Raw genomic sequence first — 15,359 nt, forward strand, 5'->3', positions numbered from 1 at the left:
TCTCACGCCTTGCCGTGCCACGGCAAGACACGCTTCTCCAGCTGCTTGACGAGCTGATCGAGCGCGATCGCGGTGAGGCCGATCACGATGATGCAGAGGACCGCCACGTCGGTCTGCTGGAACTTCTTCGTCTGCCATGCGAGCCCGCCGATCCCGGGGATCCCGTCGACGGTCTCGGCCGCGACGATCGTCGTCCAGGCGAAGCCGAGCGCCAGCCGCGTGCCGGTGAACAGCTGCGGCAGGATCGACGGCAGCGTCACGAAGCGGACGACCTGCCAGCGGCTGGCGCCGAGCGCCCGCGCCGCGTCGACCCGCTCGCGCCTGATGCCCTCGACGCCCGCCAGCACCGACAGCGCGATCGGCGGGAAGGCGGCCAGGAACAGCAGCCAGATCTTCGACGTGTCCTCGATCCCGAACCAGATGATCAGGAGCGAGAAGTAGGCCAGCGGCGGCAGCGAGCGGATGAAGTTGACGTACGGCTCGACGACCAGCCGGAACGGCTTGATCGTCGCCAATGCGAGGCCGAGCGCGACGCCGAAGACGAGCGCGAAGGCAACGCCGCGGAGGATCCGCCAGAGGCTCGCCCAGAGGTGCTGGTGGAGGTAGTAGCCCGACAGGCCGACCTGTCCGTCGTGGACCGATTCGCCCTCCTTCAGCCGCTCCCAGACGCTCGCCGGGCTCGGCACGAAGACCTCCGACCACACTCTCAGCTCGACCACGAGCCACCAGACGCCGAGCAGGATCGCGAGCGACAGCAGCGGGATCGCAAGCCGTGTCGCCACCCGCCGCACGGAAATCCGCGGAGCATTTTGCACAATCTCGACCAAGATAGGCGGGATTAATACAGCATAAGCGGCGGTGGCGCGTACGCAGTCGTCCGTGCGAAGATTCCGGCCGATGGAGACCACAGCTCAGCCGCCTCTGCTCACGCCGCGGCAGAAGGCCTTCTCACTCGTGGGCATGCTGCTCGTCGCCGTCGGCGCCGTGCTCGCCTACGTCGGCATCTTCCTGCCGTTCTTCTCGACGCCAGATCCGGCGGTGACGATCGTCGACAACGCGGCGATCTCCGGCGCGGCCGGGCCCGGCGTGCTGACGATCGTCGGCGCGACCTGCGCGCTCGCGCTCGCGATCGGGCGCTGGCGGGGTGTGCCGATGCCGGCGTGGATCCCATCGTCGATCGGCGTCTGGGGGCTCTGCTTCGTCGTCTTCTGGGTCGTCGACATCAACAACCACGACCTCTACAACGTCGCCTACCGCGGCCCGTACCACGCCTCCAGCTCGGAGCTGTCGCCGGGCTCCGGCATCTGGCTGATCGGCGCCGGCGCGCTCACGGTCGTGCTCGGCGGCGCCTTCTTCGCGGCGATCCCGCTGAAGCTGATGAAGGCGGTCGCGCCGGCGCCCGCGCGCGTCCCCGCCACCCGGCCGGACACGTACGGCGGGCCCTATGGCGGCGCCCCGCAGCCGGCGGCGTTCGGCGGGCCCTACGGGGGCGTCCAGGCGGCGCCGTCGCGGCAGCCGCAGCCGCAGCCGCACCCGGCCTACGGCGCCCCCGCGGCGCCGCCGAGCGCGCCGCCGCCGCGGCTCAGCGCGCCGCCGCCGGCCCAGGAGGCACCTGCCAGAAGATGGGCGCCGCCGAGCGCTGCGGGTAGCCTGCCTCCATGGGACGACTCGACGAGACCGACCTCTCACTGACGCTCGACAAGGCGGAGGGCGAGCGGCGGCTTGCCGAGGAGCAGCGCCGCCTGCTGGCGCTGCGCCTCCAGCTCGGCGGCCTGATCGGCGACGGCTGGCTCGGCCCGCCGCTGCTGGTCCTCTTCGAAGGCTGGGACGCCTCCGGCAAGGGCGGCGCGATCAGACGGCTGGTGACGCCGCTGGATCCGCGCCACGTGCGCGTCGTGCAGTTCGCCGCGCCCTCCGCCGACGAGAAGCGCCACCACTTCCTCCAGCGCTTCTGGCCGCCGCTGCCGGGCTGGGGCGGGATGGCCGTCTTCGACCGCTCCTACTACGGCCGCGTGCTGGTCGAGCGGGTCGAGGGCTTCGCCGACGAGGCCGAGTGGCGGCGCGGCTACGACGAGATCGCGGCGTTCGAGCAGATGCTCCACGTCGAGGGCACGACGATCGTCAAGTTCTGGCTGCAGATCAGCGACGAGGAGCAGAAGCAGCGCTTCGAGAAGCGGGCGCAGGATCCGCTCAAGCAGTGGAAGCTGACCGACGAGGACTGGCGCAACCGCGAGAAGCGGCCGCAGTACGAGGAGGCGCTGGAGGAGCTGTTCGCGCGCACCGACCGCCCGGCGGCGCCGTGGACGGTCGTGCCGGCGGAGTCGAAGGCGTACGCGCGAGTCGCCGTTTTGGAGACTGTCAACGCGGCAATCGTGCGAGCTTTGCGCGCACACGGCAGAGAGCCGATATCTTTCCCTGCACGAGAAGGGAAGTAGCCCTGCGACACGGCGCGTTCGTCAACACGGTTCCCCAGATGGGAGCCCGGCGCGCCGGCTGCAGCCCCGCGGCGGGTCAAACCTTCGAGACCATCGAATCGTTCTCGAAGGAGTCCCAATAGATGTTGATCCCCTGGCTCGGCCTGGTCGTGTTCATCGTCGTCTCGCTGACGATCGACCTGCGCGGCCACGGCGGCAGACCGATGACGCCGCGCAACGCGCTCATCTGGTCGATCGCGTGGACGGCGATCGGCGCCGCCTTCGCGATACTGCTGGCCGTCTTCGACAGCGGCGAGTCGGCCGGTGAGTACCTCTCCGGCTTCCTGATCGAGAAGTCGCTCTCGCTCGACAACCTGTTCGTCTTCGCGATCCTCTTCTCGTTCCTGCAGGTGCCGGACACGCAGCGGCTGAAGGTGCTCGTGTGGGGCATCGCGGGCGCGATCGTGCTGCGCACGATCTTCATCCTCGTCGGCGCCGCCGCGCTCGACGCCTTCCACGCGACGACCTACGTGCTCGGCGCGCTGCTGCTGCTGACCGCGATCAGAATCGCCAGAAGCGGCGCCGAGGAGATGGACCCGGACAGAACGCTGATCATGCGCTGGCTGCGCAAGCTGCTGCCGCTCTCCAGAGAGTTCGACGGCGACAAGCTGTTCACGGTCCAGAACGGCAAGAGACTTGCGACGCCGCTGTTCGCGGCGCTGGCGCTGGTCGCCGCCTTCGACGTGATGTTCGCGATCGACTCGATCCCGGCGATCTTCGCGATCACGCGCGACACCTACATCGTCTTCGCCGCGAACGCCTTCTCGCTGCTCGGCATGGTGTCGCTCTACTTCCTGCTCGACGGCCTGCTGGACCGCTTCCGCTACCTCCACTTCGGCCTCGCGGTGATCCTCGCCTTCGTCGCCGCCAAGCTGCTGCTCGTCGACGTCTGGCACCCGTCCAACGGCATCTCGCTGATCGTGATCGCGCTCGCGCTCTCCGGCGCCGCGCTCGCCTCGATGATCGTCGAGAGAAGAGAGATGCGGCTGGCGCAGGAGCGCCGCGAGCGCGAGCAGGAGCGCGTCGAGAAGTAGCGCTCAGCGCCCGCAGACCGACGATCTTCGGGAACACGACGACCAGAGCGCAGCGTCCTCTCGCTACATCGCCGCTTGACGGGACCTCCGTGGCCGGCATATAACACGAGTTGGCGCTGCGTCCAGCGGCGCCGGGGGAACGATCCGAGGAGCAGCTCGTGGAAGGTGCCGACCGAGTCCGCAAGCACAGGGGGCCGGCAGGTTCGAGCTGCGTGAAAACGATGTCGGGGGACGACGGCACGGGCGCACGACGCGTCACGGTCGCTCCTGCCCGGAGGACGAGGTGAGCGGTTGATGACTGACGTCCAGCCAACGCTGAAGGCCGAGCAGGAGGGCGCCGGCGACGGCGTTCGCCCGGTCTTCGAGTTGTTCGAGGGCTTCGCGCTGACGAGCGTGCTCGCTTCGTTGGAGCGCGCGGGGCTGCTCGAGCGGCTGGAGGGCGGCGGTCTGCCTGCCGACGCCGACGACGGTCCCGACGGACTGCCGCTGGCCACGCTCCGGTATCTTGCTCAACGTGGCATCGTTGAGGAGAGCGACGGAACCTACAGTCTTTCGGACCGCGGTCGCGCGATCGTCAAGGACAAGGGCTACCTCGTCTGGCTGCAGGGCGGCTACGGCCACGTTCTCGCCGCGCTGGGCGATTTCTCTACCGGCGCCAGACGCTACGGGAGCGACGTGATCCGCGACGGTCGCTGGGTCGCCGACGGCTCCGCCCTGATCGGGCGCGACGACGTCTCGCCGCACGCCACCGCGGTGCTCGAGACGATCGACTTCTCGCACGTCGTCGACCTCGGCTGCGGCAACGCCCGCTTCCTGATCGCCGCCGCCAGACGGTTCGGCGTCAGCGGCGTCGGCGTCGACCTCGCGCCGGAGGCGTGCGAGGACGCCGAGCACGCGATCGCCGCCGCCGGCCTCAGCGATCGCCTCACCGTCCGCTGCGGCGACGCCGGCGACCTCGACGCGATCCCGGAGCTGGAGCGCTCCGATCTCGCCGTCGCCTTCTTCCTGCTGCACGAGATCTTCGAGCACGGGCGTGACGCGCTGATGGCCTATCTGCGCAAGCTCGGCACGCTGATGCCGAAGGGCGCGCACATGCTCGTCGCGGAGGTGCAGCCGGCAAGCGGCGCACCGGAGGAGCGCTGGCGGCCAGAATTCACGCTCTTGCACGCGATCATGCGTCAACAGCTGCTGACGGAGCAGGGCTGGCACGAGGCGTTCACCGAGGCCGGCTGGAGCCGCCACGAGGTCGTCGAGCTGGGCCTGCCGGGCGCGATCCTGCTGCTCTACCGCAACGAGAACGGAGCGGAGGCGTGAGCGCGCAGATCACCAGACGCGCCGGCGTCCTCATCACCCAGGGCCTGCCGGTGCCGGTCGAGGTCGACGGCCACCACGGCCCGACGCCGTTCATGGTCACCCCGGAGACGCTGCCGGGCACGCCCTTCAGCATCGCCGTCGTCGACGCCGCGAGACTGGTCGGCGCGCCGCACGCGGACCTGCACGTCCACGACGACCACGACGAGCTGTACCTCGTCGCGACGCCGGGGCTGCGCTTCACGGTCGAGACGGAGGAGGAGCGGATCGAGCTGAACTCGCCGGCGACGATCTCGATCCCCGCCGGCGTCAGGCATCGGTTGATCTGCCACGAGGTCGAGGGCGACCACTGCCCCTTCCTCGGGATCCTGGTCGAGAAGGGCACGCTCCCCGCGTAGGGGGGGAGAGGGGCACGAGGGGAATGGAAGCTTCGGCGATCAAAGGAACGACGACGGAAGCCGAGACGCGCCGGCCACGGCTGCGGCTCGCCGGTCCGGGCAGGCGCGGACGCCTGCGCGTCGCGATCATCGGCACCGGCAACATCGGCACGGACCTGCTGCTGAAGGTGCAGCGCTCCGAGCTGCTCGACTGCGAGCTGTTCGCCGGGCGCAGCAGCGGCTCGGCCGGGATACGCCGGGCCCAGGCGATGGGCGTCGAGACCTCCGACCGCAGCATCGACGCGCTGCTGGAGGAGCCGGAGCGGTTCGACCTCGTCTTCGACGCCACCTCGGCGGTCGACGCGCGCCGCCACTACGAGCTGCTGAAGCCGCACGGCATACCGGTGATCGACCTGACGCCGGCGAAGCTGGGGAAGATGTGCGTGCCGGCGCTCAACCTCGCCGACTGCGTCGGCGAGCCGAACCTCTGCATGGTCACGTGCGGCGGGCAGGCGGCGGTGCCGCTCGCCCGCACCGTGATGGAGACGCACCCGCAGGTCGACTACGTCGAGATCGTCTCGACGAGCGCGTCGGCCTCCGTCGGGCCGGCGACGCGGATCAACATAGACGAGTACCTGGCGACCACCGAGGCGGCGCTGAGCCACTTCAGCGGCGTCGGGCGCTGCAAGTCGATCCTGCTCGTCAACCCGTCGACGCCGCCGATCATGATGCAGAACACGGTCTTCGCGAAGGCCGACGAGACCGACCTGCCGGCGCTCACGACGGCGGTCGAGCAGATGGTCGAGCGGATACAGCGGTACGTGCCGGGCTACCGGCTCGTCGTGCCGCCGCTCTACGAGAACGGGCGCATCGCGATGACGGTCCAGGTCGCGGGCGCCGGTGACTACCTGCCGGCCTATGCCGGCAACCTGGACATCATCACCTGCGCCGCGGTCGCCGCGGCGGAGGAGAACGCGCGCGTCCTGCTGCAGGACGCCGCGTCAACGCAAGCCTGAACGGTTCTTGGGGGAACAAGGGGGAACCAGACAGATGGCACAGATCTTGATCAGCGATCCGACGTTGCGAGACGGCAACCACGCCGTCCAGCACCGCCTGACCGCAGAGCAGATCCGGCGCTACGCGGCAGCGGCCAACGCCGCCAGAGTCGCGATCGTCGAAGTCGGGCACGGCAACGGGCTGGGGGCGTCCTCGCTGCAGGTCGGCGAGGCGCTGCTGAGCGACGAGGAGATGCTGCGGATCGCGCGCGAGGAGCTGTCCGACGTGAAGCTGGGGGCGTTCGGCATCCCCGGCTTCGCGACGATGCGGCGTGACCTCGATCTCGCGATCGACGTCGGCGTCGACGTCTTCCGGGTCGGCGCGCACTGCACCGAGGCCGACCTCACGGAACGTCACATCACCTACCTGCGCGAGCGCGACAAGGAGGTGTACGGCGTCCTGATGATGTGTCATATGGCGACGCCGGAGCAGCTCTGCGAAGAGGCGCTCAAGATGAAGTCCTACGGCGCCCAGGGGGTCGTCGTGATGGACTCGGCCGGCGCCTTCCTGACGCGCGACCTGCAGGACCGAATAGCGCGCATGGTGGACGCGACGCAGATCGCGATCGGCTTCCACGGGCACAACAACCTGTGCCTGGCGGTCGCCAACTCGGTCGCGGCGGTCGACGCCGGCGCGACGATCGTCGACGGCACGGCGCGGGGATTCGGCGCCGGTGCCGGCAACACCGCGCTCGAGGTGCTGGTCGCGGTGCTGGCCGAGCTTGGCCACGACACGGGGATAGACCTGTACAAGGTGCTCGACGCGGCCGACCTGGCCGACGCCGAGCTGGTGCAGCAGCTGCCGACGACGGACTCGGTCGGCATCGTCAGCGGGCTCGCGGGCGTCTTCTCCGGCTATTCGAAGCCGGTGCGGCGGATCGCGAGAGACTTCGGGATCGACCCGCGCGACGTATTCTTCGCGCTCGGCAGACGGGACGTGATCGCCGGCCAGGAGGACGTGATCCTCGAGGTCGCGATGGCGCTGCGAGATGCAGTGGAGAACCAGGGGCTGGAGCAGCAGGACGACGAGATCAGCGATGCCGAGGGGGACAAGGCATGACTCCGCACACGATCACGAGGACCTTTGACGGCGACCGCCCGGCGCTCCTGGAAGCCGCCGCGCTGACGCCACATCACGAAGCGCTGGCGCGGCTGCTGTGGCACGCCGAGCTGCGCGGGGAGGCGATCGAGCCGCTCAGCGGCACGTTCCCGGACCTGACGCTCTGGGACGCCTATCGAATACAGGCGATCGGCCGCACCCTGCGGACCGCCGAGGGCGAGGAGCTGCGCGGCTGGAAGGTCGGCCTGACGAGCGTGGCGATGCAGGAGATGATGGGCGTCGACCAGCCGGACTCCGGCTACCTGCTGGAGTCGATGGTCGTCCACAGCGGCGCGCAGCTGCGCGCCTCGCGCTTCATCCAGCCGCGCGTCGAGGCCGAGATCGCCTTCCTGCTGAAGTCGCCGCTGGAGGGCCCCGGCGTCACCCGCGAGGAGGTGCTGGAGGCGACGCACGCGCTCGCGCCGGCGCTCGAGGTGATCGACTCGCGCATCAGCGACTGGCGGATCGGGATCGTCGACACGGTCGCCGACAACGCCTCCTCGGGCATGTGCGTGATCGGCGACTGGGAGCCGGCCGAGGACGTCCAGGCGGAGACGCTCGGCGTCTCGCTGGCGGTCGGCCCGGAGCTGGTGCGCGGCCGCGGCGACGCGGTCCTCGGCCACCCGGCCGAGCCGGTCGCGTGGCTGGCGCGGATGCTCGCCGAACAGGGCGAGCGGCTGGAGCCGGGCGACATCGTGATGCCGGGCTCGGTCTCCCGCGCCGTCCCGATCGCGCAGGGCCAGACCGCCTACGCGACCTTCGACCGTCTGGGCGAGGTGAGCGTCGGCCTTGTCTGAGAGCACCACTGGCACCCGCGAGTTCCCACCTGCCTCTGGCGATCAGGGCCAGACGTGGAACTCGCAAGGCGCAGCCCGGGCGCCTGCGGACGCACCGCCGTACCAGGTCAACGCCTATCAGCGCTCCTTCTCCGCGCGCGTGCTGCGTGCGGAGGGGACGGCGGTGCAGCTGGAGGGGAGCGCGCTCTTCCCCGGCGGCGGCGGGCAGCCGGCCGACCGCGGCACGCTGCGCGACGGCGACGCCGTCTGGCAGGTGACCGGCGCCAAGCTGGCGCGTGACGACGCCGATCCGGCCTTCCCGGCGGCCGGCGTCTGGACGCTGCTCGACAGAGCCGCGCCGGCTGCCGGCAGCGACCTCGAAGGCGAGGTCGAGTGGGAGCGGCGCTACCAGCTGATGCGCACCCACACCGCGCTCCACATCCTCTGCGCCGTCGTCTGGCGCGACTACAGAGCGAAGGTGACCGGCGCCAACATGGAGCCGCTGCGCGGCCGCATGGACTTCGAGTTCGACGCGCTCTCAGGCGAGTTCGTGGCCGAGCTGGAGGAGAAGGTCAACGCCGAGGTGGCCGCCGCGCGGCCGACGCGCGTCGACTTCCTGACACGCGCCGAGGCCGACCAGGACCCCGAGCTGATCCGCAACAAGGTCAGCCTGCTGCCGCCCTCGATCACCGTCGTCCGCGTCGTCGGGATCGATGGGCTGGACCTGCAGGCGGACGGCGGCACGCATGTCGCCAACACACGCGAGGTGGGCCGGATCGCCCTCCCCTCGTACAAGAGCAAGGGCAAGATCAACAAGCGCGTTGAACTCATGCTGACAGGGGGCTGAAATCATGCGCGAGCCGCACCGGCCAGTTGACGGACGACCCGACTTCCCGCAGATCGAGGAGCGGGTGCTGGAGCGCTGGCGCGACGAGCGCACCTTCGAGCGCGCGCTCGCCCAGCGCGAGGACGGCGAGGTCTTCAGCTTCATCGAAGGTCCGCCGACCGCCAACGGCAACCCCGGCTCGCACCACGTCCTGCTGCGCTCGTTCAAGGACTTCTACATGCGCTACCGCACGATGTGCGGCTACCGCGTGCCGCGCAAGGCCGGCTGGGACTGCCACGGCCTGCCGGTCGAGCTGGAGGTCGAGAAGCAGCTCGGCTTCGACTCCAAGCGCGAGATCGAGGAATACGGGATCGCGGCCTTCAACGAGCGCTGCCGCGAGTCCAACCAGCACTACATCGGCGCCTGGGAGCGGATGACCGAGCGGGTCGGCTTCTGGATCGACCTCGAGAACGCCTTCCAGACCGGCACGCCCGAGTACATCGAGTCGGTCTGGTGGTCGCTGCACGAGCTGTGGGACAGAGGGCTGATCTACGAGGGCCACAAGGTCGTCCCGTACTGCCCGCGCTGCGGCACCGGCCTCTCCTCGCACGAGGTCGCGATGGCCTATCGCGAGATCGAGGACCTGACCGCGACGGTCAAGCTGCCCGTCGTCGAGCGCCGCGGCCCGCTGCAGGTCGGCGACGCCTTCCTGATCTGGACGACGCAGCCGTGGACGCTGTTCGCCAACTGCGCCGTCGCGATCGCGCCCGACGTCCGCTACGTGCGCGCCCGCCGCGGCGACGAGGTGTTCGTGCTGGCGGAGGAGCGCGTCGCCGCGACGCTCGGCGAGGAGGGAGTCGAGATCCTCGACCGCTTCCCCGGCCGCACGATCGTCGACGCCCGCTACGAGCCGCCGTTCGACCTGCTGACCGACCACGGCCCGCGCAGTCACACGCTGCTCGCCGCCGACCACGTCGGACTCGACAGAGGCACCGGCCTCGTCCACACGGCGATGGCGTTCGGCGAGGAGGACTTCGTGCTGTGCGAGCGGCACGGGATCCCGCTCGTCAACCCGGTCCGCGAGGACGGCACCTACGACGAGCGGGTCACCGGCTGGGAGGGCGAGTTCGTCGGTGACGCGACGCCGAGAGTGGTCGAGGCGCTGCGCGCCGCCGGCAAGCTGCTGGAGGCCGAGCCGTTCATCCACTCGCACCCGCACTGCTGGCGCTGCGACTCCAAGCTGCTCTACTACGCGAAGGAGAGCTGGTACATCGCCACGCGCGACCGGCGCCACGACATGCTGCGGCAGAACACGCGCATCGACTGGCGTCCCGAGCACGTGCGCGACGGCCGCTTCGGCAACTGGCTGCAGGGCAACGTCGACTGGGCGCTCTCGCGCGACCGCTACTGGGGCACGCCGCTGCCGATCTGGGAGTGCTCCTCGGCCGGCTGCGACGCGCGTCACTGCGTCGGCTCGATCGAGGAGCTGAGAGCGCTCACCGGCGCGCTCCCGAGAGACCTCCACCGGCCCTACATCGACGAGGTCACGTGGGCCTGCTCGGTCGACGGCTGCGGCGGCGAGATGCGCCGTGTCAGAGCGACGATCGACACCTGGTACGACTCGGCCTGCATGCCGTTCGCGCAGTTCCACTACCCGTTCGAGGGTGTGGAGCAGTTCAGAGCGGAGTTCCCGCCCTCGTTCATATGCGAGGGGATCGACCAGACGCGCGGCTGGTTCTACACCTCGCTCGCGGTCTCGACGCTGCTGTTCGACGACATCCCCTTCCAGACCGCCGTCTGCGTCGGCCACGTGCAGGACAGAAACGGCCACAAGATGTCGAAGTCCAGAGGCAACGCGGTCGACCCGTGGGACGTGCTCGAGCGCCACGGCGCCGACGCCTTCCGCTGGTACTACCTCGCCTCGCAGCAGCCGTGGGCCGGCTACCGCTTCTCCAGAGAGGCGGTCGCGGAGGCGGTCAAGCAGGTGCTGCTGCCGCTGTGGGAGATCTACCGCTTCTACGTCCTCTACGCGAACATCGAGCGCTTCGACGCGCGCGCCGCGGCCGCCGCGCCGCCGCCGTCGCGCCGCTGCGAGATGGACCGATGGGCGCTGTCGCGGCTGCAGACGGTCGTGCGCGAGATGCGCGAGCGGATCGACGCCTTCGACGCCCACGGCGCGACCCACCTCGCGCTCGACTGGCTCGACGAGCTGTCGAACTGGTACGTGCGCCTGTCGCGCCCGCGCTTCTGGGACAGCGCGACCGCCGCGCCCGCGCTGGCGACGCTGCGCGAGTGCCTGCTGACGACGGTCAAGCTGCTCGCGCCGGCGCTCCCGTTCGCAACCGAGGAGCTGTACGAGAACCTCGTCGGCGGCGTCAACGGGACGTTCCGCGCGGAGCCGAGATCGGTCCATCTGTGCGACTACCCGCAGCCCGACGCGGCGCTCGTCGACGCGCGCCTGGAGCGCGACATGGCGTTCGCGCGCGAGACGGTCGAGCTGGGCCGCTACGCGCGCGACAGAGCGAGAGTGAAGACGCGCCAGCCGCTGCGGCGCGCGATCGTCTGCGCGCCGGCGAGAGCCGATCGCGAGGCGGTCGAGCGGATGCAGGCGCTGATCTGCCGCGAGCTGAACGTCAAGCAGCTCGAGGTCGTCGCCGACGAGCTGGTGCTGGAGCGGCCGCTGGTGCTGCCGAACCTGCAGAAGCTCGGCCCGCGCTGCGGCCGCGACATGGGCACGATCGTCTCGTCGCTGCGCACGCGCGACGGCGACGAGGCGCTGCAGGCGCTGCGCGAGCACGGCGTGCTGACCGTCCGCGTCGGCGACCCGGGCGATCTGCACGACCCGCCGCGCACCTACGCGCTGGCCGAGAACGACCTGATGGTCAGAAGAGTCCCGCGCGAGGGGCTGGTGCTGTCCGGCAGAGGCGCGCGGCTCGGGCTCGTCGTCGCGATCGACACGCTGCTCGACGACTCGCTGAGGCGCGAGGGCTGGGCGCGCGAGATCGTGCGCGCGGTGCAGGCGCAGCGCAGAGCGGCCGGCGTCGGCGTGACCGACCGGATCGAGCTGCAGCTCGGCGGCAGCGCGGAGCTGCTGGCGGCGGCGCGCGAGCACGAGACGTATGTCGCAGCCGAGACGCTCGCACCGGTCGTCGTCTACGACGGCGGCGAGGGCGCGGGCGCCGAGGTCGACGGCAAGCCGCTGACCGTGCGCGTCGCCGTGATGACGCCGGCCTGAGGCGCCCGCACCGGCGGCCGGCGGCCGGCCGCCGGCGCTGAAGTCTGCGGCTTTTGCCCCGCATCGGAGGGCAAGAGCCGCAAGCTTCCGGTGTGTGAGAGGTCGCACGGTTGGGTGTGACATGGATCGGTGTAACATCTGCGCATGTTCGCCGTCATCGAAGACCCTGCCGGCGGCGCGGCGATAGGAGAGGTGCTGATCGCCTCCTCGGCCGCGCTGGTCCTGACCATCGGCCTGCTGGTGCTCGGGATGGGGCACCGCACCGGCCGCGTCGCCCTGCTCGGCAACCTCGCCGCGTTCACCGAGCGCCGCAGCGGCCTGCCCGGCTGGGTCGGCCTGCCGTCCGCGATCGCCGGCGCCTCGCTGCTGGCGGCGGTCTTCGGCATGTACTGGGACATCTCGCTGCACATCGACGTCGGCCGTGACGCCGGCCCGCTCGCCAACCCGGCCCACTACTTCATCCTCGGCGGCCTGTTCGGCATCTTCGCCGCCGGCGTCGTCGCGATCGTGCTGCCGGCGGGCAAGCCGAGCAGCTCCTCGATCGAGATCGGCGAGAACTGGTACGCGCCGCTCGGCGGCCTGCTGATCTGCGCCGCCGCGGCGTTCGCGCTGCTCGGATTCCCGCTCGACGACGTCTGGCACCGGCTCTTCGGCCAGGACGTGACGCTGTGGGGCCCGACCCACCTGATGCTGATCGGCGGCGCCTCGCTGACGCTCGTCGGCATGGCGGTGCTGCTGGTCGAGGGTCAGCGCTTCAACAAGGCCGCCGCCGAGGCGCGGATAGCGGCGAGAGTCGTCGGCCGCCGCGGCGCGGACACCGAGGCCGGCTGGGTCGACCTCACCCGCCGCACCGCGCTCTGCGGCGCCTTCCTGCTCGGCCTCTCGACCTTCCAGGGCGAGTTCGACTTCGGCGTGCCGCAGTTCCGCTTCGTCTTCGGCCCGCTGCTGATCATGCTCGCCGCGGGCGCCGGCATCGTCGCCGTGCGGCTGTGGGCCGGGCGCGGCGCGGCGCTTGGCGCGGTCGGCTTCTTCCTGCTCGTGCGCGGCCTGCTGGCGCTGCTCGTCGGGCCGGTGCTGGGGGAGACGACGCCGCACTTCCCGCTCTACGTCGCGGAGGCGCTGGTCGTCGAGGCGATCGCGCTGGCGGCGCCGACGCTGCTGCGGCGGCCGCTCGCCTTCGGGCTCGTCTCCGGGCTCGGCATCGGCACGATCGGCCTCGCCGCCGAGTGGGGCTGGACGCACGTCTGGTCGCCGATCCCGTGGAGCTCGAACCTGCTGCCGGAGGCGATCGTCTTCGGCCTCCCGGCTGCCATCGCCGGCGCGCTGATCGGCGCCTGGATCGGAGACCGCCTCGCGCTGGAGGCGCGCGACCACGACCGCCGGCTCGACGTCGCGGCGCTCGTCGCCGCGCTCGGGGCGACCGCGCTGGTCGGGATCGCGCTCTACAAGCCGGGCGTCGAGGGCGTCAGCGCGCAGGTGACGCTGACCAACGTCCAGAGCGGCCCCGACCGCACCGTCGAGGCGGTCGTGCGGATGCAGCCGGCCGACGCGGCCGACGACGCCGAGTACCTGACCGCGACCGCCTGGCAGGGCGGCGGCTTCATCGTCGACAGGCTGCAGCGGATCGACGAGGGCGTCTACCGCACGACGCAGCCGATCCCGGTTCACGGCGGCTGGAAGGCGCTGATCCGCATGTCGCGCGGCAACACGCTCAGCGCGATCCCGATCTTCCTGCCCGAGGACCGCGCGATCCCCGCCAGAGGGGTGCCGGCGCCGCAGTCGTTCACGCGCACCTTCGTCGCCGACCACAGACTGCTGCAACGCGAGCAGAAGACGGCGCAGGGCTGGCTGTGGGCGGTCGCCTACACCGTCGTCGGGCTGATCTTCCTGTCGCTGCTGGCGCTGATGGCGTGGGCGCTGCGGCGGCTGTCGGATGCCGCCGGCGAGCCGCCGGTGCCGCCGGCCGAGCGCCGCGCCGCAGCCAGCGCGCCCGCGCCGCGACCGACGCCGCAGCTGGGCGGGGCGTGATTCGATGGAGGGCATGAGCGAGCGCGAGCAGGACGGCGCGGGCCGCCGCAGCGAATGGGGCGGCGCGCGCCGCTGGGTCGAGGCAGGCGCGCTGCTGGGCGTCGGCGCCGGCGTCGCCGCGTGGGAGGCGGCGCGTCGCCGCGACCTGCGCAGGATCGCCGCCGATCCCAACCACGACCTGCTGTTCGACGTGCCCAGCGGCGAGCGCCGCGAGGTCGTCTCGCGTGACGGCACGACGCTCGCGGTCGAGCTGTTCGGGCCGCCGGACGGGCCGCCGCTCGTCTTCATCCACGGCTGGACCTGCGCCCGCCGCTTCTGGACCGGGCAGCTGCACGGCCTCACCGACCGCTACCGGATCGTCACGTACGACCTGCGCGGCCACGGCGACAGCGGCCTGCCGGCCGGCGACGACTTCTCGACCGACGCGCTCGCCGAGGACCTGCAGGCGGTGCTGGAGGCGACCGTGCCCGAGGGCCGCAAGGCGCTGCTCGTCGGCCACTCGCTCGGCGCGATGACGATCGCCGCCTGGGCCGGCCGCTTCCCGCGCGAGGTGGAGGCGCGCGCCGCGGGCGCGGCGCTGCTCAACACCGGCCTCGGCGACCTGATCGACCAGGCGCTGATCCTCAAGCTGCCGGCCGGGATGAGACGCACGAAAGCGGTCGCGGGCGGCATCTTCCTGTCGGCCAGCGCGCCGCTGCCGCCGGCCTCGCCGGTCAGCCTGCGCGCCGTCCAGTACGTCGCCCTGTCACCGAGCGCGACGCCGGCCCAGGTCGCCTTCTGCCAGCAGATGGTGATGGAGTGCCGGCGCGAGGTGCGCGCCGGCTTCGGCCGCACGATGACGCGGCTGGACCTGCTCGACGCGCTCGACAACCTGACCGTCCCGACGCTGCTGCTCGGCGGCGGCAGCGACCGTCTCACACCGCCGCCGCACGTCGAGCGGATGGCGGCCGCGCTGCCGCAGCTGGCGGAGCGGGTCGAGCTGCCAAGCTCCGGCCACATGAGCCCGATCGAACAGCCGGACGCGGTCAACGCCGCGCTCGAGCGGCTGGCCGAGCGCGCGGGGCTCGCGCCCAAGAAATCCCACGCGGCCGCGTAGCTGCACTAAGGTACAGCTTTCCGGAGTCACCGGGCGGGTCATGGGGTC

At 71.2% G+C, this 15,359-nt stretch carries 13 protein-coding genes; 12 read left to right on the forward strand and 1 reads right to left on the reverse strand.

The window, feature by feature from the left end; genetic code table 11:
• Positions 1-2 precede the first annotated feature (2 nt).
• Entirely contained in the window at positions 3-782 is a 780-nt protein-coding gene (locus Q7L73_RS07995; protein ID WP_304688289.1) for an ABC transporter permease, read from the reverse strand.
• Positions 783-897: 115 nt separating this feature from the next.
• Here Q7L73_RS07995 and Q7L73_RS08000 point away from each other — a divergent pair, with 115 nt between their 5' ends.
• The 12 genes from Q7L73_RS08000 (at position 898) to Q7L73_RS08055 (ending at position 15,311) form a co-directional block, all read left to right on the forward strand.
• Positions 898-1,692: a hypothetical protein gene (locus Q7L73_RS08000; protein ID WP_304688290.1), complete on the forward strand. Its 795-nt coding sequence runs from the start codon at positions 898-900 to the stop codon at positions 1,690-1,692.
• The gene (locus Q7L73_RS08005; protein WP_304688292.1) at positions 1,659-2,435 is read left to right on the forward strand and encodes a polyphosphate kinase 2 family protein; all 777 of its coding nucleotides are present in this window, start codon (positions 1,659-1,661) and stop codon (positions 2,433-2,435) included. The genes Q7L73_RS08000 and Q7L73_RS08005 overlap by 34 nt, the downstream gene beginning before the upstream one ends.
• A 122-nt stretch (positions 2,436-2,557) precedes the next feature.
• The gene (locus Q7L73_RS08010) at positions 2,558-3,508 is read left to right on the forward strand and encodes a TerC/Alx family metal homeostasis membrane protein (RefSeq protein ID WP_304688294.1); all 951 of its coding nucleotides are present in this window, start codon (positions 2,558-2,560) and stop codon (positions 3,506-3,508) included.
• 294 nt (positions 3,509-3,802) lie between these two features.
• Positions 3,803-4,822 (forward strand): cyclopropane-fatty-acyl-phospholipid synthase family protein, encoded by a 1,020-nt coding sequence (locus Q7L73_RS08015; protein WP_304688296.1) that lies wholly within the window; start codon positions 3,803-3,805, stop codon positions 4,820-4,822.
• Positions 4,819-5,217 (forward strand): hypothetical protein, encoded by a 399-nt coding sequence (locus Q7L73_RS08020; RefSeq protein ID WP_304688298.1) that lies wholly within the window; start codon positions 4,819-4,821, stop codon positions 5,215-5,217. Before Q7L73_RS08015 ends, Q7L73_RS08020 begins: the two co-directional genes overlap by 4 nt.
• Before the next feature lie 23 nt (positions 5,218-5,240).
• Positions 5,241-6,212 carry an acetaldehyde dehydrogenase (acetylating) gene (locus Q7L73_RS08025; protein WP_304688300.1) on the forward strand — a complete coding sequence of 324 codons (972 nt, stop codon included), beginning with the start codon at positions 5,241-5,243 and terminating at the stop codon, positions 6,210-6,212.
• A gap of 34 nt (positions 6,213-6,246) precedes the next feature.
• A complete protein-coding gene (gene dmpG, locus Q7L73_RS08030) occupies positions 6,247-7,311 on the forward strand; it encodes a 4-hydroxy-2-oxovalerate aldolase (RefSeq protein ID WP_304688301.1) in 1,065 nt (354 codons plus the stop codon).
• The gene (locus tag Q7L73_RS08035) at positions 7,308-8,147 is read left to right on the forward strand and encodes a 2-keto-4-pentenoate hydratase (RefSeq protein WP_304688304.1); all 840 of its coding nucleotides are present in this window, start codon (positions 7,308-7,310) and stop codon (positions 8,145-8,147) included. The genes dmpG and Q7L73_RS08035 overlap by 4 nt, the downstream gene beginning before the upstream one ends.
• A 139-nt stretch (positions 8,148-8,286) precedes the next feature.
• Positions 8,287-8,973, forward strand: coding sequence for an alanyl-tRNA editing protein (locus Q7L73_RS08040; protein WP_304688306.1), 687 nt, complete (start codon positions 8,287-8,289; stop codon positions 8,971-8,973).
• Between the two features lie 4 nt (positions 8,974-8,977).
• Positions 8,978-12,187, forward strand: a complete 3,210-nt coding sequence (gene ileS / locus Q7L73_RS08045) for an isoleucine--tRNA ligase (protein WP_304688308.1) — start codon at positions 8,978-8,980, stop codon at positions 12,185-12,187.
• 144 nt (positions 12,188-12,331) lie between these two features.
• The gene (locus tag Q7L73_RS08050; protein WP_304688310.1) at positions 12,332-14,215 is read left to right on the forward strand and encodes a hypothetical protein; all 1,884 of its coding nucleotides are present in this window, start codon (positions 12,332-12,334) and stop codon (positions 14,213-14,215) included.
• A gap of 13 nt (positions 14,216-14,228) precedes the next feature.
• Positions 14,229-15,311, forward strand: coding sequence for an alpha/beta fold hydrolase (locus tag Q7L73_RS08055; protein ID WP_304688312.1), 1,083 nt, complete (start codon positions 14,229-14,231; stop codon positions 15,309-15,311).
• Positions 15,312-15,359: the final 48 nt, after the last annotated feature.

The sequence above is a fragment of the Conexibacter sp. CPCC 205762 genome (assembly GCF_030646155.1).
Classification (GTDB): Bacteria; Actinomycetota; Thermoleophilia; order Solirubrobacterales; family Solirubrobacteraceae; genus Conexibacter.